We start from the raw sequence: 26,832 nt of genomic DNA, 5'->3' as shown, positions 1-26,832 counted from the left end.
CCCTCGCTCCTCGGTCCAGACCGCGCGGCCCCGGTGCCACATCATGCGTCTACTCCAGCCATGAGCGTGGACTGATGCGGGTCGAACGGGCAGCCGCCCTGCTCGAAGTGCGCGAGGTACTCGTTGCGGAAGTACTTGATGGAGGACATGATCGGGCTCGCCGCACCGTCACCGAGAGCGCAGAACGACTTGCCGAGGATGTTGTCCGCGATGTCGAGCAACTTCTGCAGGTCCGCATCGGTCCCCTCCCCCCGCTCGAGCCGCTCCAGGATCTGCACCAGCCAATAGGTGCCCTCCCGGCAGGGCGTGCACTTGCCGCACGACTCGTGCGCATAGAACTCGGTCCAGCGGAGCACGGCGCGCACCACACACGTGGTCTCGTCGAAGATCTGCAGGGCCTTGGTGCCCAGCATCGACCCGGCGGCGCCGACACCCTCGTAGTCGAGAGCGACGTCGAGATGCTCGTCCGTGAAGATCGGCGTCGACGAACCGCCCGGCGTCCAGAACTTCAACCGATGCCCGGCGCGGACGCCGCCCGCGTACTCGAGCAACTCCCGCAACGTGATTCCCAGTGGAGCCTCGTACTGTCCGGGTGTGGTCACGTGCCCCGACAGGGAATAGAGGGTGAACCCGGGCGACTTCTCGCTGCCCATCGAGCGGAACCACTCGATACCGTTCACGATGATCGGCGGGACGCTCGCGATCGACTCGACGTTGTTGACGACGGTCGGGGACGCGTAGAGACCGGCCACCGCGGGGAACGGCGGACGCAGCCTCGGCTGGCCGCGGCGCCCCTCCAGCGAGTCGAGCAGCGCCGTCTCCTCGCCGCAGATGTACGCCCCGGCACCCGCGTGCACGACCAACTCGAGGTCGAAACCGGTACCCAGGATGTTCCTGCCGAGGTAGCCCGCCGCGTACGCCTCCGCGACCGCGGCCTGCAGCCGGCGGAGCACCGGCACCACCTCGCCTCGCACGTAGATGAAGGCGTGCCCGGCGCGGATCGCGTACGCCGCGATGATGACACCCTCCACGAGCGCGTGCGGCGTGGCCAGCATCAGCGGCATGTCCTTGCAGGTGCCCGGTTCGGACTCGTCCGCGTTGACCACGAGGTAGTGCGGCTTGTCGTCGCCCTGCGGGATGAACGACCACTTCATGCCGGTCGGGAATCCGGCACCGCCGCGACCGCGCAGACCGGCCTCCTTGACCGTCGCGATGACCTCGTCCGGCTCCATACGCAGCGCCTTCTGCAGGCCCTCGTACCCGTCGTGGCGACGGTACGTGTCGAGGGTCCAGGATTCGGGCTCGTCCCAGTAGCGGCTCAGGACCGGGGTCAGCGGCATGTCAGTCTCCCTTCCGTCCCGGGTCGGTCGCAGCCGGGTTCGTTTCGGAGGTGGAGCGATCCGGAGGCACCGTCGCCGACGGGGCAGGCGCCGGCTCGTCCTTCGTCGACTCGGCCGCAACCGCCTCGGTGTCCCGTGCCTGCGGCTCCGGGACGAGGGACGTCTCCGCCGGATCAGGCGCCGTCATCCCCCGTTCCCGCGCAACGCGCAGGCCGGCCAGTGTCGCTTCGCCTGCGGCGCCGCCCTCCTCGAGCGCACCGGGACGCTCGTCAGGGAACCCGGCGAGAATGCGGGCGGTCTCCCGGAACGTGCACAGCGTCGCGCCGCGGCTCGGCGACACCCGGTCCCCCGACCGCAGGGAATCGACGAGCGAGCGGGCCGACTCCGGGGTCTGATTGTCGAAGAACTCCCAGTTCACCATCACCACCGGGGCGTAATCGCACGCCGCGTTGCACTCGATGTGCTCCAACGTGACCTTGCCGTCCGCGGACGTGCCACCGTGCGGCAGATCGAGATGCTCCTCCAGCGCGGCGAGGATCGCGTCGCCGCCCATGACCGCGCACAACGTGTTGGTGCACACCCCCACGTAATAGTCGCCCGTCGGCTCGCGCCGGTACATCGAATAGAACGTCGCCACCGCGGCCACCTCGGCTCCGGTCAACCCGAGCCGGCCGGCACAGAATTCGACCCCCGCCGGCGTGATGCACCCGTCCTCCGCCTGAACCAGATGCAACAGCGGCAGCAGCGCGGAACGCGAATTCGGATAACGCGCGACGACGACATCGGCGTCGGCGTCGAGCCGCGCCCGTATCTCCGGCGGATACTCCTCCCGCGCACCCGGCCGCACCAGCCGGCCGTTCTCCTCCGGCCTCGGCCCGAACTCGATGAAAACAGGTGGTTGCGCCGGTGCGGTTCGCTCGGTCATCGATCCACTCCCCCCATGACGGGATCGATACTCGCGACCGCGGCAATCACATCCGCCACCATGCCGCCCTCACACGTGGCCGCCACCGACTGCAGATTCGTGAACGACGGATCCCGGAAATGCACCCGGAACGGGCGCGTGCCGCCGTCGCTCACCATGTGCACCCCGAGCTCACCCCGCGGCGACTCCACCGCCACATACACCTGGCCCGGCGGCACCCGGAAACCCTCCGTCACCAACTTGAAATGATGGATCAGCGACTCCATCGACGAATCCATGATCTCGCGGACATGCTCCGGCGAATTACCCAGACCATCCGGGCCCAACGTCAGATCCGCAGGCCACGCGATCTTCTTGTCTTCCGCCATGATCGGCCCCGGCCGCAACTTGTCGAGACACTGCTCGACGATCTTCAGCGACTCCTTCATCTCGTCGACCCGGATCAGGTAGCGGCCGTACGCGTCGCACCCGGTGTCGGTGCTGACCTCGAACTCGTAATTCTCGTACCCGCAATACGGCTGCGACTTCCGCAGATCGTGCGGCAGACCCGTCGCACGCAGCATCGGACCCGTAATGCCGAGCGCCATGCACCCCGTGAGGTCGAGATACCCGATGCCCTTGGTGCGCCCTTTCCAGATCCGGTTGTCGTTCAGCAGATTCTCCATGTCCCGCAACCGCTCCGGCATCAACGTGAGCAACTCGCGGACCTTCTCCACCGCCCCTTCCGGCAGATCCTGCGACAACCCACCCGGCCGGATATACGCATGGTTCATGCGCAACCCCGTGATGTACTCGAACACATCCAGGACCAACTCACGTTCCCGGAAACCGAACAGCATCGCCGTCACCGCGCCCAACTCCATCCCGCCCGTGGCCAGCGCCACCAGATGCGAGGAGATGCGGTTGAGCTCCATCAACATCACCCGGATGACACTCGCCCGCTCCGGCACCTGATCCGTGATGTCGAGCAACTTCTCCACCCCGAGGCAATACGCCGTTTCATTGAAGAACGGCGACAGGTAATCCATCCGCGTCACAAACGTCACGCCCTGCGTCCACGTCCGATACTCGAGATTCTTCTCGATCCCCGTATGCAGATAGCCGATCCCGCACCGGGCCTCCGTGACCGTCTCACCCTCGATCTCCAAGATCAGCCGCAGCACCCCGTGCGTCGACGGATGCTGCGGACCCATGTTCACGACGATGCGCTCCTCGCCGCTCCCCGAACCCGCGTCCTCCGACGCCGCCTTCACCGCATCGACAACCTCGTCCCAGTCCTGACCGGCAACCGTGAAAACCGTGTCCTCGCTCATCAGCTGTACCCCCGCCGCTCGTCCGGCGGCGCGATCTCCGCGCCCTTGTACTCGACGGGGATACCGCCGAGCGGATAGTCCTTCCGCTGCGGATGACCCGGCCAGTCATCCGGCATCTCGATCCGCGTCAACGACGGATGACCGTCGAACACGATCCCGAAGAAGTCGTACGTCTCCCGCTCGTGCCAATCATTCGTCGGATACACGTCGTACAACGACGGAATATGCGGATCCCCATCCGGCACCGCCACCTCCAGACGGATCCGCCGATTGTGCGTAATCGACAACAACGGATACACCGCATGCAACTCCCGGCCCGCATCCTGCGGGAAATGCACACCATTCACACCCAGACACATCTCGAACCGCAGATCCGGCTCATCCCGCAACGCACGCGCCACCGGCACCAAGAACTCGCGCCGCACACCGAACGTCACCTCACCCCGAAACACCACCACCGACTCCACCGCCACCTCGAAGCCCACCCCCGACTCCGCCAGCGCCGCCCCCAACCCATCCGCCACCTCGTCGAAATACCCGCCGAACGGCCGCGGCGTACTCCCCGGCAACAACACCGGACGCACCAACCGCCCATACCCCGACGTATCCCCACTACCCCGCACCCCGAACAAACCCTTACGCACACCGATCTGCTCTGGGACATGGCTCGCTGCGCTCGCGGGTGCCGGAGCTTGGTCGTGCGGTCTTCCCTCGTCACTCACTCGCTACGCTCCCTCGATCCTCAGTCCAGACCGCACGGCTCCGGCACTTGCTCGGGTTGCTCCGCTCCCTCGCTGCGCGCGCCGTCACCGGAGCAGGCCCTTCATCTGGATGGTGGGGGTGGCGGCCAGCGCGGCCTGCTCAGCCGCACGCGCCACCTCCTCCCGGTGAACACCGAGCGGCATCTGCTGGATCTTCTCGTGCAGCGCGAGGATCGCGTTCAGCAGCATCTCGGGCCTCGGCGGGCACCCCGGCAAGTAGATGTCGACAGGGACGATGTGGTCGACACCCTGCACGATCGCGTAATTGTTGAACATCCCACCCGACGACGCGCACACGCCCATCGCCAGCACCCACTTCGGCTCCACCATCTGGTCGTAGATCTGCCGCAGCACCGGCGCCATCTTCTGGCTCACCCGGCCGGCGACGATCATCAGATCGGCCTGCCGGGGTGAGGCACGGAACGCCTCCATGCCGAAGCGGGCGATGTCGAAGCGTCCGCCTGCGGTGGCCATCATCTCGATCGCGCAGCACGCGAGCCCGAAACTGGCGGGCCACAGCGAGCCCTTCCGGACGTAGCCCGCAAGCCCCTCCACCGTGGTCAGCAGGAAGCCGCTCGGCAGCTTCTCCTCGATGCCCATATCCGACTCTTCTCTTCCGACTTAGCTTTTCGATCGCTGACGGGACCGATCAGTCCCAACTGAGACCGCCACGCCGCCACTCGTACGCGTAGGCGACGGAGACATTGAAGATGAACAGGGCCATGGCCCCGAGACCGAAGAAGCCGAGGGCGTCGAAATGAACAGCCCACGGATAGAGGAACACGATCTCGATGTCGAAGATGATGAACAGCATGGCCGTCAGGTAGTACTTCACCGGGATGCGGCCCGCGCCCAGCGGCGAGGACGTCGGCTCGATCCCGCACTCGTAGGCGTCGAGCTTGGCACGGTTGTAGCGTCTCGGACCGACGATCCTCGCCACGATCACGGAGAACACCGCGAACGCGACCGCAATCGCCCCGAGCACGAGGATCGGCACGTAGACATTCACGCCGTCTCAGCTCCCCTCTTCCCGAGCCTGTCCGCCCGATTCCCGGGCGGTCGTTTCCGAAGCTACGCTCTTGTGAGTTATGCCACAGCGTACAAGGGAAGTCGTCGGGCCCGGCCGATTTGACCGAGCGAGTTCAAGGCGATCTGGAAATGCGGAAAACCGCTGCGGGACAGGCGCTCGATGCGCCTTCGGACGGCGGAATCGGAAGTCAGGAGACCCTAAGCAGAGAGTCGGGTGCGGAGCAGCGCTATGACCGCTTCGGACAACCGGATCGGGTCGAGCGGGTGCGGCACCGCGGCCTCCGCGCGCGACCAGCTGGCCAGCCAGGCGTCGTCGGGACGTCCGGTCAGGACCAGGATCGGCGGGCACTCGTCGATCTCGTCCTTCAACTGCTTGGCGATCCCCATCCCGCCCGCGGGCACCGCCTCGCCGTCCAGGACGGCCAGGTCGATGTCGCCGGCATCCATCTCCCGGATCACCACGGGCGCCGTCGCCACCTCGACGTACTCCAGCTCCGGAAGGTCGGGGTGCGGACGCTTCCCCAACGCCAGCACGACCTTCTGGCGGGTGCTCGCGTCGTCGCTGTAGACGAGGACACGCAACCGATCAGAACGGCTGGTGTGGGCGGTCGCGTCGGTCACGGAGACGATGCTACCGGTCCCCCGCCTTCCAGACCGGCGGCTCGCGTCGATCGAAAAACGGCGCGTCGAAATCGAATTGGTTTGGCCGGCGGCCGCAGCTGCCCGGCTACAGTCTCTCCGCGATGGCGAGCGCCGTGGAACCGAGCTTCGGCAGGCGGAGATCCGCGATGGGGGTCAGCATGTTGCCGAGCCGGTTGGTGACGAAGGCGATCGACAGGCCCGTGTCGGCGTCGGCGAACGCGCCAGACCCACCCAACCCGTAGTGCCCGAACGTATTCGACGGCTGCTTGCGGCGCGCGACCATTCCCGCGTGGTAGCCGAGCCGCCAGTTCATCGGTATGCCCAGTACGTAGTCGCGGGCCGTGGTCTGCACCTGGCTCAGCTGCGCCACGACCTCCGGCGGGAGGAATTCGACACCGCCGACGGTTCCGCCGTTGGCCAGCGCCCCGTACATGCGCGCCAGGGCGCGGGCACTGAACACGCCGTTCCATCCCGGCATCACGCTGTCGTGGATCGCAGGGTTGCGGACGAGGGCGTCGAAACCGGCGGGCATGCCGGCGTCGGCGACGTTGCGGAGACCGGGCAGCCGCGCCATCGCGAACGACGTCGCACCCCACGGAACACCGAACGGGTTGATGTGCGGGAAGGTCCTCGCGATGCGGGACCGCTCGGCGGGCGGCACCTCGTACCAGAATTCCTTCACCCCGAGCGGTTCGGCGACCTCGGTGCGCACCAGTTCGGTGAACGGTGTTCCGGCCGCACGGGACGTCAGTTCGGCGACCAGCGAGCCGAATGTCACGGCGTGATAGCCGGGGGTCTTCAGCCGCCGCCGATCCGGGGTCGCCGCGGCCAGGGCGGCACTGACCAGGCCATGGTCCATCAGACTCAGGGGGCCCGGAACGAGTCCGCGAACGCGGTGCAGTCCGGCGCGGTGCGACAGCAGTTCGCGCACCGTGATCTCGTCCTTGCCCGCGGTGGCGAACTCGGGCCAGTACTGCGCCACCGGTGCGTCGTAGTCGATGATCCCGCGTCCCGCGAGACGGTGCAGCACGGTCGACGCGACGCCCTTGCCCGTGGAGAACGTGAGGGTGACCGTGTCCTCCTGCCAGAACGTGTCGCGGCTCGCCCACCCGGCCCACACGTCGACGACCGGCTCACCGTGGAGGTAGACGGCCAGCGCACCGCCGCCCTGGCCGACGTCGTGGAAGAGCCGGAAGAACTGGTCGACGAGCACCCCGAATCGCCGGTCCGCCAGCATCCCCGCCGGTGGCCGTACGGTGCGGCGCCTCAACGGCCACGGCGATGTGGTCGTCATATCGACTTCCCTCGGTCGCTCTTCACGTCAGTGACATGTGCATTTAACTTCCTCTTTACACACGGGAGAACGCCGTCGGCACCGCTTCAGAGCCTGCGTGATCGCTTCGTGGCCATACCGCAACGGGAAAGAGTGTCCGGGGCCCGGAGGGGTGACTCGACCATGACCCCGGGAGGTGACCCGACCATGATCATTTCGGCTCGAGCGAGTGGAAGTAATCGGACCTGACCTCGACGTCCTCGACGAGACGCGTAGTGGTCTGCACCCCCAGTGAATGCTCCTTCAACAGGTCGCACAGCCGGTCGCCGTCGATCAGGTCGATGGGCGGGGCGCCGTCCCTCTTGGACTCCGTGCGGGCGTCACCAGTGAAGGTTCCGGTCGTGATGAGCAGACCCTTCTCGCCGCGACCCGCCATCGCGCCACGAAAATCGCGCACTGCCCCGGCGCCGACACTGCCGCTGTAGCGCTTGCACTGGAAGAACACGGGGAAACTGAGCAACGACAACTGGTACACGCCGAGGCCCTCGATGTCCCCGTCGCCGCCGCGACCGGTGACGGACGCGCTCGAGAATCCGGCCTCCCGCAGCAACCGCTGGGTCAGCCGCTCGAACGCAGGCGGCGACATCTTCAGAACCGTGTCGAGCAGCAGGTCCTTCCAGTCCGCGTCGTTCTCGGCCTCGGCGATGTTGGCGTCCGGTTCGTCGTTCCTCCGGGATGCGGCCTTCGCCGATTTGCGGGCGGCATTCTTCTTGCGGTTCTCGGCGGAGAACTCGGCGTGCAACGGGCGGATCTCGCTCTCGGCGACCTCGCGGCCCTTCTCCGTCACACTCCACACCCCGCGACGGCTGTTGGTGAGCAGACCCATCCCCTTGAGGTAGGTGCGGGCCCACGCCAGCCGGTACTCGATCTCGGTGCTCGGACCGTCACCGTGCAGCACGCCCTGCACGTCGGACGAAAGACCTTCTCGCTCAACGACTGCGCTGTCGAGCTCCTCGTTGGACGCCGAACCACCGAGAGCAATGGCAGCCTGAAGCGCTGGCCAGAGGAGGTCGACGTACTGAGGAACGTGAACAGTCATGGCCACAAGCATGCCCGAATCCTCCGGGCACTCCGCACACGGACCCCGACCCGATCACCCCGGCGAACCCTGGGCAAGCCGAGCCTCCGCCCGGTTCTCGAGCTGCGCCCGGTAGATCGTCTTCCCCGATCGGCGCACGATGAGGTAGGCGAGTCCGACCGCGATCATCCCCGGCACGAGCACGCCGATGCTTCCCGTCATCTCCGCGACCATCAGCATCACCGCGAGCGGCGCGCGGGCGATGCTCCCGAAACACGCCATCATGCCGACGATGACGAAGGGCGCCGGATTGTCGGGGACGCCCGGGGCGATCGGCTCCAGCAGTCGCCACACCGCGGCACCGGTGAACGCCCCGATCACCATGCCCGGACCGAAGATGCCGCCCGATCCACCGGATCCGATGGACAGCGACGTCGCGAGGATCTTCGCGAACGGCAACAACAGCACCACCCACAGCGGGATGGCCGCGAGGTCGTCGCGGGCCATCGATTGCTGGATCCAGCCGTATCCGCTGCCCAGCACCTCCGGCAGCACCAGTGCCATCAGTCCGACGAGCAGCCCGCCGACCGCCGGCTTGACGATCCGGCTGCCCGGCAGGCGGTGGGTGAGGTCGACGGCGGTGTAGAACGTCCCGCTGTACAGCAATCCGATCAGGCCGCCGAGCACACCGATGAGCGCGAACCACACCAACTGGGCCGGGGTGTCGAAGACGTAGTCCTGGGCGGCGTACCCGAACAGCGGCCCGAAGCCGAGGAAGCTGCCGAACACGGTGTAACTGACGATCGACGTGACGAGCGCAGGCACGAGCACCTCGAAATCGAAATCCTCCTTGTACGGGATGGTGCAGCACAGCACCGCACCGCCGAGCGGGGCGCCGAAGATGGCGCCGATGCCGGAGCCGATGCCGATCGCCACGGCGATGCGGCCGTCCCGCGGGGACAGGTCCAGCCTGCGGGCGAGGAGCGATCCGAAACCCGCCGAGATCTGCGCGGTGGGCCCCTCTCGACCGCCGGACCCGCCGGACCCGATCGTGATCGCCGACGCGACCAGCTTCACCAGCACGACGCGGACGCGGATCATGCCGGGGTCCCGGTGCACGGCCTCGATCGCCGCGTCGGTGCCGTGCCCCTCGGCCTCGGGGGCCAGGGTGAACACGAGGATGCCCGACACGAGACCGCCCAGGCACACCACGAGCGGAATCGCCCACGGTCTGGTGAACTCCCTGCTGCCGCCCGCGCCGCCGTCACCGGCCGCGGTCGGCGGGTGGTACCCGCCGATGTCGACGATCAGCAGTTGCGTCGCCTCCGACAGCGCGACGTAGAACACGACCGCGCCGAGCCCGGCGACGATGCCGATGACGACACCGAGGACCAGCCATTTGCGGGTGTAGCCCGCGGTGCGGATCCAGGCTCCGGCCGGCGCCCCGATCGACCGCAGAGCCCGCGACCAGGACGCCACCCGGATCACTCCAGCTTTCCGAAGACCGTTCGACCCTCCAGGATCGTGGCGAGCACTTCGAGGTCCGCGATGTCGTCGGGATCCACCAGAAGCGGGTTGGCCGACAGCACGACGAGATCGGCGTGCAGCCCGGGGACGATCGCCCCGATCGCGTCCTCGCTCCGGAGGTGCCACGCCGAGTTGATCGTCTCCGCACGCAAGGCGTCCGGGACCGAGATCCGCTCCTCGGGGGCGAGCACCCGTCCCGACCGGGTGCGGCGAGTGACGGCGTCGGCGATGTTGCGCAACGGGTTGGTCGGGGTCACGGGACCGTCGTTGTGGAACGAGATCCGCTGACCCGCCGCGATCGCGGAAGCTGCAGCGGCCCAACATGCTCCGCGTTCGGGACCGAACAGGTCGTCGACGAGCACGTCGCCCCAGTAGTAGAGGTGGTCGACGAAAAGGCTGCACGTGACGCCGAGTTCGGTCGCACGGCGGAACTGCTCCGGGGTCATCGCCCCCACGTGCTCGAGTCGCAGTCGGTGATCGTCGCGCGGCGACTCGGCGAGCATCCGCTCCCACGCGTCGAGGGCCAGGGTGACCGCGGCGTCACCGTTGGCGTGGCAGGAGATCTGCCAGCCGTTCTCGAAGTACGGCTTGCTGATCTCGAGTATCTCGTCCGCGGTGTAATTGGCCTTGCCGCGCGATCCGGCGAGGCCGAGCGACCGGGTGACGTCCGTGTCGAGATACGGGAAACTCGTGGCCGCGTTGCCCACCCACGGCGAGCCGTCCGACCAGATCTTGATACCCACCTGGCGCAGCAGGTCGTCGCCCACTCCGGGTGACACGTCCGTGGAGCGCTCCGGGTTCGACATCTCGTACAGCCGCAGCCGGGTGGTGAGAGCACCGGACCGGGCGATCGCGGTCAGGGCGCTCCGGAAGCGTGGGTCGAATGCCATCTCGCTCGCGGTGGTGATGCCTGCCGCGTTCATCCGCGCGCATTCCGCGGCGAGGAGTTCCGGCAGCCGGGTGGACGCACCGTCGAGGATCGAGGCTGCCACCGCCATCACCGCGGGCGCCTCGAACGCCGAACCGTTCAGGTCGCCCGACTTGTCGCGACCGAAGCTGCCGCCCTCCGGGTCCGGTGTCTTCTTGGACAATCCGGCTTCCCGGGCGGCGACGTCGTTGAAATACGCGACGTGACCGGTGTTGTGCAGGATCACCAGGGAGGTGTCGGGAGCGACGGAATTGAGCCATTCCCGGGACGGTTCCGGCAGCCCCTTCTGGAGCAGAGGGTCCCAGCCGTTGAGCACGGCGCCGTCGGGGTGCTCGTCGACGGCGCGGCGGACGGCGTCGACCACCTCGCCCGCGTCGGCGATGGTCACCGGCCTGATGTCCACCACCGGTTCGCCGAGCAGCACCGCCGAGTTCAGCGGGTGACCGTGCGCCTCGACGAACCCGGGGAGGATGCAGGCGCGGTGCACGTCGACCGCGATCGTTGCCGGTCCGATCAGCGGAAACACCGCGGCGTCGTTGCCGACGGCGGCGATCCGCCCGTCCCGAACCGCGACCGCCCGAGCGCGCGGCGCGGCGTCGTTCATGGTGACCACGTCACCGAACAGCACCAGATCGGCAGGTTTTCCGTCGTTCGTGCCCATCAGTGCACCCTCCCGTCAGACCGGGCGCGGGCGAGTGCCCATGCGCCGGCAGCGAGTGTCGACTGTGACTTCAGATTACAACTACGCAGCAGGTCATATGCAGGAATAGTGCGTACCCGCGATCGGTTACAGACAGGCATGACCGAAACACCTCTGCCCGTGGACGGCCTCTTCGAGCCGTTCGCCGTCAAATCCCTCCAGCTCCGGAATCGCTTCGCGATGGCACCCATGACCAGGGCTTTCTCCCCTGACGGCATTCCCGGGGAGGACGTGGCGGCGTACTACCGCCGGCGTGCGGCGGGCGGGGTCGGTCTCGTCATCACCGAGGGGACGTACATTCCGGACCCCGCAGCCGGATCCCACACCCGGGTGCCGCTCCTCTACGGACAGGACAGCCTCGCGGGCTGGAAGTCCGTGGTGGACGCGGTCCACGAGGAGGGCGGGCAGATCATCCCGCAGCTGTGGCATCTGGGCGTCGAACGCGGCCCGCAGCCGCGCATGAACCCCGAGGTGACGACGGCCAGCCCGTCCGGAATCGCGCTGGACGGAACCCGGCTGGGACGCGAATTCACCGGGTCCGATCTCGACGCGCTGCGCGAGGCCTGGGTGGCGGCCGCCGTCAACGCGCGTGACGTGGGCTTCGACGGCATCGAACTGCACGGCGCCCACGGCTATCTGCTCGACCAGTTCCTGTGGGACCGCACGAACGTCCGCTCCGACGGTTACGGCGGATCTCTCGAGGCCCGCACCCGCTTCCCGGTCGAGGTGGTCGCAGCGATCCGCGAGGCCGTCGGGGACGACTTCGCGATCGTCTACCGCTTCTCCCAGTGGAAGTCGAACCACTACGACTCGCGCATCGCGCAGACCCCCGACGAACTCGCGGCCGTGCTGACGCCCCTCGTCGCCGCCGGTGTCGACGTGCTGCACCCGTCCACCCGCAGGCACTGGGACCCGGCCTTCGCCGAGCTGTCCGGTGAGGACGGCGAACTCGGCCTGGCCGGATGGACCAAGCGGCTGACGGGACTGCCCACGATCACGGTCGGTTCGGTGGGTCTCGACGACGTGTTCACGACGGCCTTCACGTCGGACGGCGCCTCGAACACCGCCGGTGTCGACCGCCTGCTCCGGCAGTACGAGAACGGCGAGTTCGATCTCGTGGCCGTCGGCCGCGCACTGCTGTCCGATCCGGAGTGGGTGCTCAAACTCCGCGACGGCAGGACCGCCGAGCACATCCCGTACAGCAACGAGCACCGGGCGGTCCTGCACTGACCGCGCCGGTCAGCTGTCCTCGACGGTGATCTCCACCTGATCGACGTTCACGCCTTCGGGTGGGTTCGCCGTGCCCTCGGTCGAGATGCGGCTCTTGTCGACCCCCTGCGCCTCGAGGGCGTTCGCGACGGCCTGAGCGCGCTGGTCGGCGAGGAGTTCGGCGGCCGCCTCGTCCGTGTTGCTGGCGTACGCCTCGATCGCGATCTTGGCGTCGCCCGCCTTCATCGCGGCGGCCACCGCCTTGACGGTCACGTCCGAGAGGGCGTTGAGTTCGGCGGTTCCCGACTCGAATCCGATCGGGACCGCCGCGATGGCCGAGTTGATCGCGTTCTGGGTGGCCTCGCGCGCGGTGTTCACGGCGGACGACGCCGTGGCCTGCACACTGCTGATCGCGCCTTCCACCCGATCGGACGCGGAGGCCGTCGTCGTGGTCGCGATCGGAGCCTCGTTCGAGTCGTTGGAACAGCCGGCCACGCCGAGCAGCGCGAGGGCCGCGACCGCGATGCCGGTGACGATGGTCTTGCGCATGATGGTTTCCCCTATACGTCCGTATGTCCGGAAAGCGCTACACGTCGTGGGACGAGGATAGCCCCGCCCGCACCCTCGAAGGTGGGATTCGAACACGGCCCAAGCTCCCACATCGTGAGATTTCTCGGACGGATGTGAATCCGGACACAGGCTTCTCACCTGCCCAAAAACCGTTGATTCGCCTTCCGTTTCAATTCGGTTAATTCCACGGATTGCGATCTCATTTCAATAACGGTAGAAATGAATCCGGCGCCCGCTCAGCGCCAACATAAATGCCCACAACCGAGCAAGGAGTTACACGCATGGATCTCGCCTTCCTGTCCGAATTCTTCTCCGCCTTCTCCGACCTCGCCGGTGCCCTGGACTTCTTCTCGGGTTCCGCCGACGCATTGGGCGGTGGCGCAGACGCCGCAACGGCGGCCGCAGCCACGCTTGGCTAGCATTTCCGCTGGCACAAGACTTGAACACCCGCGACGGGGTTCGTGCGCTCAGGCGCGCGGGCCCCGTCGCGGCGTTGCCGGCAGCGTCACGATCGTGTCGATCACGTATCTATTACGATGAATAATTCGCGACGTGAACATGTTCATTATCCGCGTTACCAGCATTTTCCCCGGAATTGGTCGGTCGACCAATTGATTCGCCATTCGCACGATCAACATTTCCGTTTCACCGTTGGTTTATTCGCGAAATAATCGCGCGCGCTGCACATTTCGGCGGTTTCGCAGCACGCGCACATCTCAGTGCACATGCGTACACTCAAATCTCGTGACCGACCCGCAGATCAGACGCCGCTCCGAGGTGCGGGCACTCGCCCGGCTGGCCCTCGACGAAATCGGGGCCGCCGCCGGCGGCCTCGGCAGCATCCACCGCGCCGTCGCGGACCGGGTCTTCGCCGGAGTACGGCTCGGCGTCGGCACCCATGCCGTCCCCGCAAAGGCGCTCCACGACGAGATCACCGCCGCCGTGTATGCGCTCGTCGCCGACACCGCCCGACTCGGGGGTTCCCTCGCGGGACAGTTCCTCGACTTCCCGTCGGCGGAGAACGTCCCGCCGTCCCAGACGCGCCGCGGAGCCCGGGCCATCGCCGCGATCCAGGGGCTGATCGGCGACGTACTGGAATCGGAGGGGTCCGTGCTCGCCGAACCCCTGGCGATACGGGTAGGCGGCGTCGCACTCACGGCGGCCGAGTCCACGCTCGCCGATGCCTTCCCCCACGCCCGCGGCCGCATCGTCGTCTTCCTGCACGGACTCGTCGAGACCGAGGACGCGTGGTCGCTGGGCGGCCGCCCGACCTACGGTGAACGACTCGAGACCGACCTGAGATACACGGCGCTGCAGATCCGCTACAACTCCGGCCGGCACATCTCCGACAACGGCAGGAGCCTGTCCGACCTTCTGGACGCGGTCACCGAGCACTGGCCGGTGGACGTCGAGTCGATCGCACTCGTGGGGCATTCCATGGGCGGCCTCGTCGCCCGCAGCGCCTGTCGAATCGCCTTCCTCGACGACCGCCCGTGGGTGCGGCGGGTGCGGCAGGTCGTGAGCCTCGGCTCACCTCACCTCGGCGCCCCGCTGGAGCAGGCTGTCCACTTTGCGAGCGCCGGTCTGGCCGCACTGCCCGAGACGCGGGCGATCTCCGGACTCCTGCGCCGGAGGAGCGCCGGCATCCGGGATCTGAATCAGGGTTCGCTCGTCGACGAGGACTGGCGCGGTCGCGACCCGGACGCCCTCCGTGCCGCGGCCACCAGCGAGGTCCCCCTCCTCGACGGCGTGACGTACTGCTTCGTCTCCGCGACCATCACCCGCAGCCCGCGGCATCCGCTGGGCCGCCTGCTCGGCGACGGCATGGTGCTCGTGCCGAGCGCGTCCGGACGGAACCGGACGCGGATGATCGGCTTCCGCGACGAGGACGGCATGCACCTCGCACCCGCGAATCATTTCACGATGCTCAACCACGAGTCGGTGTACGAGAAGCTGCTCGAGTGGCTTGGCGCCCCGAAGACCTGACCCTGCTCAGGCCATGGTCGTGTGCCACACGACGGCGGCCGCGAGCGCACCCGCGCCGTTCAACGACCAGTGCAGCGCGATGGGCGCGATCAGACTGCCGCTGCGGCGGCGGAGCCAGGTGAACACGATGCCCGCGGCCGCGGTGGCGACCACCGCGGCGAGGATCCCGAGCACCTGCCCGAGGACGCCGCCGCCGAGAAAGCTCGACAATCCCTTGTTGCCCGACGTCAGTCCCAGCGAGGACGCGATGTGCCAGAGACCGAACATCAGCGATCCCGCCGCGAAGACGCCGCGGGCGCCGTACACGCGGTCGAGGGTGCCGTGCAGCACGCCGCGGAACGCGAGCTCCTCGGGGATGACGGTCTGCAGCGGGATGACGATCATCGACGCGATCAGGGCGCCGGAGATCGTGGCGTACCGGTCGGCCATGAAGAACGGCCGGGTGATCGGCAGGGCGGCACCGATCGCGACGACGCCGATCACGAGGCCCATCGCCGCGAGGGCGTACAGCGACCCCTTGCGCCAGTGCCGAGGCGAGAGCCCCAGTTCTGCCCAGCCGAGTCCGCGGCGCCGGGTGAGCATGAGCAGCACGACGGCGGCGATGGGAACGGTCGCGATGCTGGCCCACGCGGTGGTGAAGTGCGCGATCAGATTCGTGGCCGCGAGGACGACCACCACGATCGCGATGTCGAGGTAGGCGTGCAGTACGGGCCGCTTGGCACGTGCACCGGACGTCTCGTCGTCAGCGGCTCCGGCGTCCTGGACTGCAAGGGTCATTCGGCCGGCCGATCTCGTTCCGTGTTCAAGCATCCAGTCAAGTGTACGGATTTACTTGTGAGAACTCTGTGAGCCACACCACTGTGCAGGTGAAAGCATGCCCCCGCGTCACAGGGCCGCCGGAGCCCGCGTCTAGCCTGAAGACGAACTTCACACAACCAGCTGTCCAGGAGATAGAATGGCCGACTTCCTCTACGAGGACTTGCTGCCGATCGGTGAGGACCCCACCGAATATCGGCTGCTGACCACCGAGGGGGTGTCGACTGTCGAAGGACCCGGCGGCCGCACCTTCCTGTCCGTCGAGCCCGAGGCGCTGCGCCTGCTCACCGAGACCGCACTCCACGACATCTCGCACTACCTGCGCAGCGACCATCTGACGCAGCTCGCGAGCATCCTCGACGATCCCGAGGCGTCGGGCAACGACAAGTTCGTGGCGCTCGACCTGCTGAAGAACGCCAACATCTCCGCCGCAGGCGTGCTGCCGATGTGCCAGGACACCGGCACCGCGATCGTCATGGGCAAGCGCGGCCAGCACGTCCTCACCCCCGGCGACGACGAGAAGGCCGTCGCGCGCGGCGTCTACGACGCCTACACCCGGCTCAACCTGCGGTACTCGCAGAACGCGCCGATCACGATGTGGGACGAGAAGAACACCGGCAGCAACCTCCCCGCCCAGATCGAGCTCTACGCCGACACGGCGACCGGCCACGAGAACACGTACAAGTTCCTGTACATGGCCAAGGGCGGCGGCAGCGCCAACAAGTCCTACCTGTTCCAGGAGACCAAGGCGATCCTCAACCCGGACGGCATGATGCGGTTCCTCGAGGAGAAGATCCGAGCCCTCGGCACCGCAGCCTGCCCGCCGTACCACCTCGCGATCGTCGTCGGCGGCACGTCCGCGGAGTTCGCGCTGAAGACGGCCAAGTACGCGTCCGCGCACTACCTCGACGAACTCCCCAACGAGGGCGCGATCACCGGTCGCGGCTTCCGCGACCTCGAACTCGAGGAGAAGGTGCTCGAGCTGACCCGTCAGATCGGCATCGGCGCACAGTTCGGCGGCAAGTACTTCTGCCACGACGTCCGCGTCATCCGCCTCCCCCGCCACGGCGCTTCGCTGCCCGTCGCTCTCGCCGTGTCCTGCTCGGCGGACCGCCAGGCCAAAGCGAAGATCACCCCCGAGGGCGTCTTCCTCGAGCAGCTGGAGTTCAACCCGGGCCGGTTCCTCCCCGAGGTCACCGACGCCCAGCTCGATGCCGAGACCGACGGCATCTCCGGCACCGGCAAGGGCGCCGCCGTCAAGATCGACCTCACCAAGCCGATGCCCGAGATCCTCGCCGAGCTGTCCAAGCACCCGGTGAAGACACGGCTGTCGCTCACCGGCCCGCTCGTCGTCGCCCGCGACATCGCCCACGCCAAGATCAAGGAACGGCTCGACGCCGGCGAGGAGATGCCGCAGTACCTCAAGGACCACCCGGTGTACTACGCCGGTCCGGCCAAGACCCCCGACGGCATGGCGTCCGGTTCCTTCGGCCCCACCACCGCCGGTCGAATGGACTCCTATGTGGATCAGTTCCAGGCCGCGGGCGGCTCCATGGTGATGCTCGCGAAGGGCAACCGGTCCAAGCAGGTCACCGACGCATGCAAGTCCTACGGCGGCTTCTACCTGGGGTCCATCGGCGGTCCCGCGGCGCGTCTCGCCCTCGACTGCATCAAGAAGGTCGAGATCGTCGAGTACGAAGAGCTCGGCATGGAAGCGGTCTGGAAGATCGAGGTCGAGGACTTCCCCGCGTTCATCGTGGTCGACGACAAGGGCGAGGACTTCTTCGCCGGCGTCTCCACCCCCACCCTCACCATCGGCAGGCGCCCCGGCCTGTAGGCGGCTCCGCCGCCCGTGAGTGGTTGACGAGTCCAGACACTCGTCAACCACTCACGGGTGCGAAGCGCCTACGGCGATCTCGATCACCGGATTCTTTGCCGGGTCGAGCCGGCCGAGGAGGGTCGTCAGCGTGCCGCGGTCGACGGCGACGCACCCTTCGGTGGTGGTGCCGTCCGTGACGTGCAGGAACATCGCCGAACCGAGGCCGGGGATGCGGGCGGCGTTGTACCCGATCGCGAGCGCGTAGTCGTAGAGCGGTCCGGCCGAGTAGAGGTTCTCGCTGTTACCGCCGGGGCTCGCGTCCTGCCGGACGTGCGTGTTGTACGTCGGCGAGAGCGGATTCGAATCCCACCAGTCACGCCGATCCGACTGGAAGTACGGCATCGCCGTCGCCGGAGCGGGCTGCCGGCCGAACGCCTGCGACAGCGGGAAGACACCGGCGGGGGTGCGGGTGGAGAATTCGTTCGCCGCACCGATTCCTTCCGCGCCGACGTCGGCGGCGACGGGACCCGCGAACACCTGCCACGTGCCGTCCGAGCCCCGCTCCCAGGCGGTCAGTTCGGCGCTCACCGACCCCGCCGACGGGGCGTAGACGGTGATCACCTGGTCCGAGTCTCCGGAGAAGACCGCTCGATCCGGGGCCGCGGAGGCACCGGGCGCGAACACCAGCCCGATCAGAATCACCATCAGCCCCGGCAACCACAGTCGACCCACGCGCAACGTCGTCATGGGGCGAGTGTTCCATTCCCGGGCGCCGGTCGCGAGAATTTCGCTTCGCGGTGCACTACACCCGGCAGAGGATCTCGCTGTGCAGGAGCGCGAACCAGCCGTCGTTCTCCCGCACCCACGCACGCCAGCCGGCCGCGATGCGGTCGAGGTCTGCCTCGGTGGCGAGCCCCAGCGCGAGCGCCCGGTCCGCGTAGGCCGACCGCAGCGAGCGGTCGGCCCAGGACCCACCCCACCACTCGCGATCCTCGTCGGAGGAGAAACACCACGTGCTCGCCGTGTTCACGACGTCGCCGAGACCGGCCTCGTGCGCCCACGCCCGCAGGCGACGGCCGGCGTCGGGTTCACCGCCGTTCGCCCGGGCGACGGCCTTGTAGAGCGCCAGCCATTCGTCGAGTTCGGGTGTCGGCGGATACCACGTGAAGGTGCCGTAGTCCGCGTCGCGGGCGGCAACGATTCCGCCGGGTCGGCACACCCGCTTCATCTCGCGCAGCGCCTGCACCGGATCGCCGACGTGCTGCAGGACCTGATGCGCGTGCACGACGTCGAAGCTGTCGTCGGGGAAGTCGAGTGCGTGGACACCCGATACGACGGTCTGGACGTTCGCGATTCCCCGCTCGGTGAACTCGTTGCGCGCGAGCGAGAGCGCCTCGTCGTTCATCTCGACGGCGGTGACTGCTCCGGGCGCGACGAGTCCCGCGAGGTCGGCGGTGATCGTGCCCGGCCCGCACCCGACGTCGAGCAGCGTCAGGCCTCCGCGCAGATGCGGAAGCAGGTAGCCGGCGGAGTTCTCGGCGGTGCGCCATCGATGGTTCCGCAGCACCGACTCGTCGTGGCCGTGGGTGTAGACCGTCTCGTCGCCGTCCATCCCTCGACGCTAGCAACTCCGATCAGATAATGGGATTGCTGTCCTACTCCTCAGGATTCTGTGATCCACGGTTCTCGAAGACCGTGAGTGTTACGTTGGTGCACACCAACACGGCAACCGAGGGACTGCCATGACTTTCAGCCTCGCGCTCACCCCCGCGCAGAAGAACCTCGTCGAGCGGACGCACGCTTTCGCGGAGAACGTGATCCGGCCGGTGGCCGCCGAGCACGACCGCGCGCAGGAGTTCCCGTGGGACGTCCTCGAGAAGGCCGCGGAAGAGGGCTTCTACAGTCCGCTGTTCTATCGCGACCTGATCGGCGACCCGACCGGCCTGTCCCTCCCCCTGTTCATGGAGGAGCTGTTCTGGGGATGCGCCGGAATCGGCCTCGCCATCGTGATGCCCGCGCTGGCGCTGTCGTCGATCGGACAGGCCGCGACGCCGGAGCAGATGCTGCGCTGGGCACCCGAATGCTTCGGCGAGCCCGGCAACCTGAAACTCGCCGCACTGTGCATCTCCGAACCCGAGGGCGGCAGCGACGTCCGCAATCTGCGGACCACCGCGACACGCGACGGCGACGACTGGGTGATCGAGGGCCACAAGATGTGGATCGGCAACGGCGGCATCGCCGACGTGCACGTCGTGAACGCCACCGTCGACCCGGAGCTGGGGCATCGGGGGCAGGCCCTCTTCGTGGTTCCCGGCGGAAGCCCGGGGATCGAACTCGTCCGCAAGCTCGACAAGCTGGGCTGCCGTGCGTCGCACACGGCGGAGCTGAAGTTCCACCGGGTGCGGGTGCCCGCCGACCACCTGCTCGGCGGCGACGACAAACTGCAGCACCGCATGCGGAAGGCCCGTGAGGTGCAGGAGGAGGTGGCCACCGGCGCGCCGCGGCGGAAATCGGCCACCCTCGGCACGTTCGAGCAGACCCGTCCGATGGTCGCGGCTCAGGCGCTGGGCATCGCCCGCGCCGCGTTCGAGTACGCCACCGAGTACGCGAACCGGAGGGAGGCGTTCGGCGGTCCGATCATCGACAACCAGGGCATCGCGTTTCCGCTGGCCGACCTCGCGACCCAGATCGACGCCGCACGACTACTGACGTGGCGGGCGTCGTGGATGGCGGCGGCGGGCGTGGAGTTCCGTCACGGCGAGGGCTCCATGGCGAAGCTCGCGGCGTCGGAGGTCGCGGTGAGAACCACCGAACGTGCGCTGCAGACGATGGGCGGGTGGGGGTACATCAGTGACCATCCCGTCGAGAAGTGGTATCGGGACGCCAAGCTGTACACCATCTTCGAGGGCACCAGCGAGATTCAGCGGATGGTGATCGGGCGTGCACTCGGCGCCGCGGACGGCGCCCCGCCGCTGCACTTCGATCAGCCGACCGAAGGATCCGCGTTCAACCGGCTGTTCGGGAGGGGCACGTCGGTGCGCACGAAGGCCGGCGAGTTCGCGATGTCCGTGAAGGACCGGATGCCCGAGTCCGCGCAGCGGTTGGCGATGAAGTTCCTTGCCCCACCGAAGAAGTGAACGGGCGCGGGATCAGGTCCAGAGGGCCGCCACGAGCACGGTGACGATGCCGAGCCCACCGACCACGTGCACGAGGTTCGGGCGCTCCTGCCCTCGCTTCTGCTTGCCCCGGACGATCTCGGCGAGCGCGACCACCACGAGGGAGAGCAGAAGCTTCACGCCGATCTTGATGTGGTTGTAGTCCTTGTCCAGTGCGGCCTCCCCCAGCCCGACGAGGATCAGTCCCGTCACGAACTGGAGCCGCGCACCCCACACCATCACCTCGGAGATCCGCGGCGCTGCGAGCACCGCGAAATAGCCGCCGACGAGGGCGGCCATGCCGAGCAGGTGGCAGACGAAGAGGAGGTTGTAGACGACGGTCATCTCCGCAGCCTAGCGACCTGCACGGTCAGCTCGAGACGATTCCGGCCTCGATCGCCGCCTCCCGGTACGACGCGGCGAGGGTGGCGACGGTTTCGTGGGCGTTGAGCCCGCTGGGATTGGGCACCAGCCACAACTCTGCACCCTCGAGGGTGCTCGGCTGTTTGCCCTTCTTCGCTGCACGCTCACCGAATGCCGTGCGATAGGCGGTGATTCCGGCTACGGCGACCACCCTGGGAGCGGTGTCGCGGACGACGGAGCGCAGGCGCTCGGCGCCGACGGCCAGTTCCTCGCCGGTCAATTCGTCGGCTTTCGCCGTGGCACGCGGGGCCAGATTGGTGATGCCGACGCCCCGCTCGATCAGGTGGTCGCGATCCGCGTCCGACATGCCTGCCGTCGGATCGATAGGTCGCTCGATGATCCCGGCGCCCAGCAGAGCCGGATAGAAGCGGTTGCCCGGACGTGCGAAATGCGCCCCGGTCGCGGCCGTCCACAGTCCCGGGTTGATGCCGACGAACAGCAGGCGGCAGCCCGGTCCGATGAGGTCCGGAACCTCGGCGTCCCGGAACGACTCCAACTCCGCGCGGGTGAAGCTCACAGCCGGCCCGCCTCCGCACTCACAGTCGGCCCGCCTCCGCACTCACAGTCGGCCCGCCTCCGCACTCACAGTCGGCCCGCCTCCGCACTCACAGTCGGCCCGCCTCCGTCAGCCCGGCGACGGTGTCGGCCAGGGTCTCCGCCGAATCGCGGTACTTCACGCCGAGTTCGGTTTCGCTCGGCCGGTCGTCCGTGTCGGGCATCCGCGTGTAGTACTCCATCGCGGCCTCAGAGATCGGAGTGCCGAAGGGGACGAACCGGTCGATCGCGTCCACGAGTCTGCCCACCAGACGCAACGCGGCGTCCGGCACCGGGTACACGCCCATCCGTCTGCCGGTGATCGTGGCCAGCATGTCGGCGATCCCGGCGATCGGGATCCGGGGACCTCCGAGCATGAACCGGCGGGCGCCGCTCCCCGACTGGAGGAGGGCGGCGTGCGCTGTGGCCACCTCACGCACGTCGACCATCGTCCATGCGGCGCCCCGCCCGGGCAGACCCCGCAGGTGGACGGCGGCCTCGACTGCCTGGGCGGCCTCGCCGAACTGCTTTCCCGCGGGCGGGCCGACGATCATGCCCGGGTAGGTGATCGCGATGGGTGCGCCGTCGGCCTGCAGGTCACGCGCGTACTGCTCCACGCGCGCCTTGCTGCGGCCGTAGGCGTCGGGGGGCCCGCACACCGGGAGGTCGGGGGTGAGCAGCCGGGCCCCCGGCTGGAACAACGCGGCGATGCTCGAGACGTAGACGATCGGATCGAGGCCGAGTTCGACCGCCGTTCCCAGCACGTTCTGCGCGCCGGCAAGGTTGGTCTGCAGCATCTCCTCCGCGCGACGCGGGTCGACCGCGACGACGGCCGCGGCGTGGATGACGGCATCGCAGCCGTCCAGGGCACGCCGCACGGACGCGGCGTCCGTGATGTCACCGACCACGTGATCGGACGTGTCGAGCCCGAGCGCCGCCGCGCTGGTCACGAGGCGAGCAGGATCCCGCACGAGGAAGCGCACCCGGTGACCGGCGTCCACCGCCCCCTTCGCGCTCCACGCCCCGACGAAACCTGTTCCCCCCGTGACCAATACCAGCAAGGGGAATTACACCGTCCTGGCGAGACGGTTGGCGAGCATGGTGGTGAACCGGGCGGGATCGTCGAGTTCGCCGCCCTCGGCCAGCAACGCCATCCCGTAGAGAAGCTCCGCGGTCTCCCCCAGCGCGGGATCCTCGTTGCGCTCGCCGTGTGCTTCCCGCAGCCCGGTGACGAGAGGGTGGGCAGGGTTCAGCTCGAGGATGCGCTTCGTGGTGGGAACCGGCTGCCCGGACGCCCGGTACATCCGCTCGAGTGCCGGGGACATGCTGAACGCGTCGCCGACGATGCAGGCCGGTGACGTGGTCAGCCGCGTCGACAGCCGCACCTCCTTGACCTGCTCGGTGAGCGCGTCGGCCATCCAGGAGAGCAGGCCGGCGAAGTCATTCTCCTGCTCCTCCCGCTCCGACTCGTGCGCCTTCTTGTCTTCCTCGGTGTCGAGATCGACCTCACCCTTGGCGATCGACTGGAACGACTTGCCCTCGAATTCCGGAACCGCACCGACCCACATCTCGTCCACGGGGTCGGTGAGCAGCAGCACCTCGAAGCCTTTCGCACGGAAGGCCTCCATGTGCGGGGAGCTCTCGAGCAGCTGCCGGGATTCGCCGGTCGCGTAGAAGATCTGCTCCTGACCGTCCTTCATCCGCGACACGTAGTCTTCCAGCGAGGTCAGCTCCTCCTCGCTGTGGGTGGACGCGAACGACGAGATACCCAGCAGCACATCCCGATTGTCGCTGTCCGACATCAGGCCTTCCTTGACCGCGCGGCCGAACTCTGCCCAGAACGTGCGGTAGTCGTCGGGCCGCTCGGCCTTCAGGTCCTTGATCGTGGTGAGGACCTTCTTGGTGAGCCTGCGGCGGATGGCACGGATCTGCCGGTCCTGCTGCAGGATTTCACGGGAGACGTTGAGGGAGAGGTCCTGAGCGTCGACCACACCCTTGACGAAGCGAAGGTATTCCGGCATCAACTGGTCGCAGTCGTCCATGATGAAGACGCGCTTGACGTACAGCTGCACACCCGTCTTCCCGTCCCGCATGAACAGGTCGAACGGCGCGTGAGACGGAATGAACAGCAGGGCCTGGAACTCGAACGTGCCCTCGGCCTTCATCGGGATGACCTCGAGCGGTTCGTCCCAGGCGTGGGCGATGTGCTTGTAGAACTCCTTGTACTCGTCCTCGGAGACGTCGTCCTTCGAGCGCGCCCACAGCGCCTTCATCGAGTTGATCGTCTCGGACGTCGTGGTGACCTCGTCCCCGCCGTCGCCCTCCGCGGGGACCGTGCGTTCGACGTCCATCCGGATCGGCCACGCGATGAAGTCGGAGTAACGCTTGACGAGTTCCTTGATCTTCCGTACCGACGTGTAGTCGTGCAGGTGATCCTCGGTGTCCTCGGGCTTGAGGTGCAGGGTGACGGAGCTGCCCTGCGGGGCGTCGTCGACGGCCTCGATCGTGTACGTGGCCTCGCCGCTCGACTCCCAGCGCGTGGCCTCACTCTCGCCGGCCTTCCGCGTCAGCAGGGTGACCTTGTCTGCGACCATGAACGTCGAGTAGAAACCGATGCCGAACTGTCCGATCAGTTCCTCGGAGGCAGCGGCGTCCTTCGCTTCCCGCAACTTGCGGCGCAGGTCCGCGGTGCCGGACTTGGCCAGCGTGCCGATGAGGTCGACGACCTCCTCGTGGGACATGCCGATGCCGTTGTCGCGGACCGTGAGCGTGCGCTTCTCCGCGTCCACCTCGATCTCGATGTGCAGATCCGACGTGTCGACGTCGAGGTCCTTGTTGCGGAACGCTTCGAGACGCAACTTGTCCAGCGCGTCCGAGGCATTGGAGATGAGCTCCCGCAGGAACGAGTCCTTGTTGGAGTACACCGAGTGGATCATGAGGTCCAGGAGCTGGCGGGTCTCCGCCTGGAACTCCAGTTGTTCGATTTTCGTGCTCACTTCGATTCCCTTCGAACGCAGAACCCTCGACACCAGATTCGTCGGAATGATATCCCGCGGCAAAATTCCGGATTCATCGCGGCGAGCTACCGCCGGTGGCCCGTCAGCCGGCGGCGTCCTCCTTCAGGGTGTGCGCGACCAGCGCGTTGGCGTGGCCGTGACCGAGGCCGTGCTCGGACTTCAGCCAACTCACCAACTCCATGTGCTTGCTCAGCTCGGACGACCGGATGAGCGTCTGCCATTCACTGATCGGCCGACCGTACTTCTCCTCGATCGACGGGAAATAGGACGCGGGACCCTTCACTGGTTCAGCCATGCGCGACACGCTAGCGGAACCCGCCGACACATCCTGTCCGACAAGCATCTTCAGGAAGCGACACTCAGACGGAATGTGCCCATTCGGCGAGCTGGGGCGACACCTCCCGGTACCCCCACTCCCCGCTCGAAACAGCGATGACCAAGTCGTATGCCGGACCTTCGGGAGCATCCAGGTCATAGCCGTTCAATCCGTAGAACACGTGAACCGCCAACCAGGACAGCCGCGTGTTCCCGTCAACGAGGGCATGATTCCTCGTCAAGGACTCGAGCAGGACGGCCGCCTTGTCGTGAATCGACGGATACACCTCTTGGCCGAGCAACGACGTCTGCGGACGGTGGGCCGCCGAGTCGAGCAGCCCGAGATCCCGGACCGACGCAACGCCGAGATCCTCAGCCAGCGAGAGCAAGTCCTCGAGAGTCAGATAGTCGATCGTCACCGCGAGAGGCGGTCCAGCAAGGTGGCGTACCGGTCGCGGCCGCGGCGGGACAGAGCGCGAACCCGCTCGTCATGGGTGTGCCGAGCGGCAGCCTCCAGGATCGCGCGAACCGTCGCTTCCTGCTTACTGACGCCTTGAGCGTCGGCGAGAAGCGTCAGCGCACGCTCCTGCTCCTCCGTCAGTCGCAATGTCATGGCCATATGCCGATGATACCAAAGTGGTAGCAGCTGGCCCTGTAACCCGACCTTCGATCAGGACTTAACCAACAGCAGCGTTTCGTCCTCGCGCGGGACCGGCCTCGCGACCGTACTTGTCGGTCACGTCTGTCAACATATCGCCGATTACTTACATCAGATCTTTGGAAACTCGGGGGAAGAATGTCGATCGAATGCGAATGCGGACGTACGCCACCGGCGGACTACGAATACTGCGGTTGCGGTTCACCAAATCTAGGATTTTCCTCCGCCACTGAGGTGCTGCCACCGACGCTCCACTTCGGATCCAACAACGACGGAATACAGGCAGGTAACGACATCACTGTCGGCGGCAACTTCATCGTCGGCAAGACTCCAGACGATCCGTTCGAACACCGAACTGAGATGCACCGTAAAGTGAAACGCCGCGTGTGGTTACCGGATAATTGGTTGTCAGTCGTCGGTGTGTCACTAGGAATTCTAGTTGCCATCGTGAATCTGAAGTCGAATCAAAGCAACTACATTGCGACCATCGTGGCCTGTGCAATTGTCGCGTTGAGCGGATTTGCCCTGACGATAAATCTCACATTGAGCGCAACAAGATTTCGACCATTTCGGTTCGGGTTACCAGGCTATGCCCTCGAGAGGGACACCGAAGGACAGACCTTTCTCACAGTCCCGAGGGCACGCCACCTTTGGTGCCCGACCGAGCGTTACATGCGTCTCCAACCCGTGGAAGGTCGATCTGAGCTGAAATGGGTCTGCCCGGCGAACCCTGTGCAACATCAGATCGGCTTTGACTTCACCCAGCTACCGAGCCTCGACTCCGCCTAGTGAAACAAATATTCCGCCGAACGTC

At 67.1% G+C, this 26,832-nt stretch carries 28 protein-coding genes; 6 read left to right on the top strand and 22 right to left on the bottom strand.

Annotated elements, in window-relative coordinates:
• Positions 1 to 41 precede the first annotated feature (41 nt).
• The 11 genes from nuoF to JWS14_RS32270 form a co-directional block, all read right to left on the bottom strand.
• Positions 42 to 1,340: an NADH-quinone oxidoreductase subunit NuoF gene (gene nuoF, locus JWS14_RS32320; RefSeq protein ID WP_206015105.1), complete on the bottom strand. Its 1,299-nt coding sequence runs from the start codon at positions 1,338 to 1,340 to the stop codon at positions 42 to 44.
• A gap of 1 nt (position 1,341) precedes the next feature.
• Positions 1,342 to 2,265 (bottom strand): NADH-quinone oxidoreductase subunit NuoE, encoded by a 924-nt coding sequence (nuoE, locus tag JWS14_RS32315; RefSeq protein ID WP_206015104.1) that lies wholly within the window; start codon positions 2,263 to 2,265, stop codon positions 1,342 to 1,344.
• The gene (gene nuoD / locus JWS14_RS32310) at positions 2,262 to 3,578 is read right to left on the bottom strand and encodes an NADH dehydrogenase (quinone) subunit D (RefSeq protein WP_206015103.1); all 1,317 of its coding nucleotides are present in this window, start codon (positions 3,576 to 3,578) and stop codon (positions 2,262 to 2,264) included. The genes nuoE and nuoD overlap by 4 nt, the downstream gene beginning before the upstream one ends.
• Positions 3,578 to 4,300, bottom strand: a complete 723-nt coding sequence (locus tag JWS14_RS32305) for an NADH-quinone oxidoreductase subunit C (RefSeq protein ID WP_095861107.1) — start codon at positions 4,298 to 4,300, stop codon at positions 3,578 to 3,580. The genes nuoD and JWS14_RS32305 overlap by 1 nt, the downstream gene beginning before the upstream one ends.
• Positions 4,301 to 4,384: 84 nt before the next feature.
• Positions 4,385 to 4,939, bottom strand: coding sequence for a NuoB/complex I 20 kDa subunit family protein (locus tag JWS14_RS32300; protein WP_005574811.1), 555 nt, complete (start codon positions 4,937 to 4,939; stop codon positions 4,385 to 4,387).
• A gap of 49 nt (positions 4,940 to 4,988) precedes the next feature.
• Positions 4,989 to 5,348, bottom strand: coding sequence for an NADH-quinone oxidoreductase subunit A (locus JWS14_RS32295; RefSeq protein ID WP_015889709.1), 360 nt, complete (start codon positions 5,346 to 5,348; stop codon positions 4,989 to 4,991).
• A 218-nt stretch (positions 5,349 to 5,566) separates the two neighbouring features.
• Entirely contained in the window at positions 5,567 to 5,989 is a 423-nt protein-coding gene (locus JWS14_RS32290) for an Rv3143 family two-component system response regulator (protein WP_206015102.1), read from the bottom strand.
• Between the two features lie 106 nt (positions 5,990 to 6,095).
• Positions 6,096 to 7,304, bottom strand: coding sequence for a serine hydrolase domain-containing protein (locus JWS14_RS32285; RefSeq protein ID WP_072940575.1), 1,209 nt, complete (start codon positions 7,302 to 7,304; stop codon positions 6,096 to 6,098).
• Positions 7,305 to 7,494: 190 nt separating this feature from the next.
• Positions 7,495 to 8,394: a restriction endonuclease gene (locus JWS14_RS32280; protein WP_005253670.1), complete on the bottom strand. Its 900-nt coding sequence runs from the start codon at positions 8,392 to 8,394 to the stop codon at positions 7,495 to 7,497.
• Positions 8,395 to 8,436: 42 nt separating this feature from the next.
• Complete coding sequence (locus JWS14_RS32275; protein WP_206015101.1) at positions 8,437 to 9,849, bottom strand: chloride channel protein; 1,413 nt, start codon at positions 9,847 to 9,849, stop codon at positions 8,437 to 8,439.
• Positions 9,846 to 11,477 (bottom strand): amidohydrolase, encoded by a 1,632-nt coding sequence (locus JWS14_RS32270; RefSeq protein WP_072940580.1) that lies wholly within the window; start codon positions 11,475 to 11,477, stop codon positions 9,846 to 9,848. Before JWS14_RS32270 ends, JWS14_RS32275 begins: the two co-directional genes overlap by 4 nt.
• A 138-nt stretch (positions 11,478 to 11,615) precedes the next feature.
• Here JWS14_RS32270 and JWS14_RS32265 point away from each other — a divergent pair, with 138 nt between their 5' ends.
• Entirely contained in the window at positions 11,616 to 12,746 is a 1,131-nt protein-coding gene (locus JWS14_RS32265; RefSeq protein ID WP_206015100.1) for an NADH:flavin oxidoreductase, read from the top strand.
• A gap of 9 nt (positions 12,747 to 12,755) precedes the next feature.
• Here the strand turns inward: JWS14_RS32265 and JWS14_RS32260 are convergent, their stop codons facing one another.
• Positions 12,756 to 13,274 (bottom strand): OmpA family protein, encoded by a 519-nt coding sequence (locus JWS14_RS32260; protein WP_072940585.1) that lies wholly within the window; start codon positions 13,272 to 13,274, stop codon positions 12,756 to 12,758.
• A gap of 302 nt (positions 13,275 to 13,576) precedes the next feature.
• Between JWS14_RS32260 and JWS14_RS32255 the strand changes: the two genes are divergently transcribed.
• Positions 13,577 to 13,714, top strand: a complete 138-nt coding sequence (locus JWS14_RS32255) for a hypothetical protein (RefSeq protein ID WP_167372164.1) — start codon at positions 13,577 to 13,579, stop codon at positions 13,712 to 13,714.
• A 325-nt stretch (positions 13,715 to 14,039) separates the two neighbouring features.
• A complete protein-coding gene (locus JWS14_RS32250) occupies positions 14,040 to 15,281 on the top strand; it encodes an esterase/lipase family protein (protein WP_206015099.1) in 1,242 nt (413 codons plus the stop codon).
• 6 nt (positions 15,282 to 15,287) lie between these two features.
• Here the strand turns inward: JWS14_RS32250 and JWS14_RS32245 are convergent, their stop codons facing one another.
• Entirely contained in the window at positions 15,288 to 16,058 is a 771-nt protein-coding gene (locus JWS14_RS32245; protein WP_095861109.1) for a CPBP family intramembrane glutamic endopeptidase, read from the bottom strand.
• 178 nt (positions 16,059 to 16,236) lie between these two features.
• Here JWS14_RS32245 and JWS14_RS32240 point away from each other — a divergent pair, with 178 nt between their 5' ends.
• Entirely contained in the window at positions 16,237 to 17,934 is a 1,698-nt protein-coding gene (locus tag JWS14_RS32240; protein WP_206015098.1) for a fumarate hydratase, read from the top strand.
• Positions 17,935 to 17,985: 51 nt separating this feature from the next.
• On the opposite strand, the gene JWS14_RS32235 is transcribed toward JWS14_RS32240, so the two are convergent.
• Positions 17,986 to 18,663: a L,D-transpeptidase family protein gene (locus JWS14_RS32235; protein WP_206015097.1), complete on the bottom strand. Its 678-nt coding sequence runs from the start codon at positions 18,661 to 18,663 to the stop codon at positions 17,986 to 17,988.
• Positions 18,664 to 18,718: 55 nt separating this feature from the next.
• On the bottom strand, positions 18,719 to 19,528 hold the full coding sequence (locus JWS14_RS32230) for a class I SAM-dependent methyltransferase (RefSeq protein ID WP_206015096.1): 810 nt from the start codon (positions 19,526 to 19,528) through the stop codon (positions 18,719 to 18,721).
• Between the two features lie 130 nt (positions 19,529 to 19,658).
• Between JWS14_RS32230 and JWS14_RS32225 the strand changes: the two genes are divergently transcribed.
• Positions 19,659 to 21,053, top strand: coding sequence for an acyl-CoA dehydrogenase family protein (locus JWS14_RS32225; protein ID WP_206015095.1), 1,395 nt, complete (start codon positions 19,659 to 19,661; stop codon positions 21,051 to 21,053).
• Between the two features lie 12 nt (positions 21,054 to 21,065).
• On the opposite strand, the gene JWS14_RS32220 is transcribed toward JWS14_RS32225, so the two are convergent.
• The 7 genes from JWS14_RS32220 to JWS14_RS32190 form a co-directional block, all read right to left on the bottom strand.
• A complete protein-coding gene (locus JWS14_RS32220; RefSeq protein ID WP_072940606.1) occupies positions 21,066 to 21,416 on the bottom strand; it encodes a hypothetical protein in 351 nt (116 codons plus the stop codon).
• Between the two features lie 25 nt (positions 21,417 to 21,441).
• Positions 21,442 to 22,011 carry a mismatch-specific DNA-glycosylase gene (locus JWS14_RS32215; RefSeq protein WP_072940608.1) on the bottom strand — a complete coding sequence of 190 codons (570 nt, stop codon included), beginning with the start codon at positions 22,009 to 22,011 and terminating at the stop codon, positions 21,442 to 21,444.
• A gap of 88 nt (positions 22,012 to 22,099) precedes the next feature.
• Positions 22,100 to 23,089 (bottom strand): NAD-dependent epimerase/dehydratase family protein, encoded by a 990-nt coding sequence (locus JWS14_RS32210; RefSeq protein ID WP_206015094.1) that lies wholly within the window; start codon positions 23,087 to 23,089, stop codon positions 22,100 to 22,102.
• A 6-nt stretch (positions 23,090 to 23,095) separates the two neighbouring features.
• A complete protein-coding gene (htpG, locus tag JWS14_RS32205) occupies positions 23,096 to 25,024 on the bottom strand; it encodes a molecular chaperone HtpG (RefSeq protein ID WP_206015093.1) in 1,929 nt (642 codons plus the stop codon).
• A 103-nt stretch (positions 25,025 to 25,127) separates the two neighbouring features.
• On the bottom strand, positions 25,128 to 25,340 hold the full coding sequence (locus tag JWS14_RS32200; RefSeq protein ID WP_206015092.1) for a DUF4287 domain-containing protein: 213 nt from the start codon (positions 25,338 to 25,340) through the stop codon (positions 25,128 to 25,130).
• A 64-nt stretch (positions 25,341 to 25,404) separates the two neighbouring features.
• Positions 25,405 to 25,779: a type II toxin-antitoxin system death-on-curing family toxin gene (locus JWS14_RS32195; RefSeq protein WP_206015091.1), complete on the bottom strand. Its 375-nt coding sequence runs from the start codon at positions 25,777 to 25,779 to the stop codon at positions 25,405 to 25,407.
• Positions 25,776 to 25,979 carry a CopG family transcriptional regulator gene (locus JWS14_RS32190; RefSeq protein WP_072940618.1) on the bottom strand — a complete coding sequence of 68 codons (204 nt, stop codon included), beginning with the start codon at positions 25,977 to 25,979 and terminating at the stop codon, positions 25,776 to 25,778. The genes JWS14_RS32195 and JWS14_RS32190 overlap by 4 nt, the downstream gene beginning before the upstream one ends.
• A 177-nt stretch (positions 25,980 to 26,156) precedes the next feature.
• Between JWS14_RS32190 and JWS14_RS32185 the strand changes: the two genes are divergently transcribed.
• Complete coding sequence (locus JWS14_RS32185) at positions 26,157 to 26,807, top strand: hypothetical protein (RefSeq protein WP_206015090.1); 651 nt, start codon at positions 26,157 to 26,159, stop codon at positions 26,805 to 26,807.
• Positions 26,808 to 26,832 lie beyond the last annotated feature (25 nt).

Origin of the sequence: Rhodococcus koreensis, assembly GCF_017068375.1 — a bacterium.
Taxonomy (GTDB): domain Bacteria; phylum Actinomycetota; class Actinomycetes; order Mycobacteriales; family Mycobacteriaceae; genus Rhodococcus_F; species Rhodococcus_F koreensis.
Note: the sequence above shows the minus strand (reverse complement) of the source record. Positions and strands in the feature narration are given on the sequence as shown.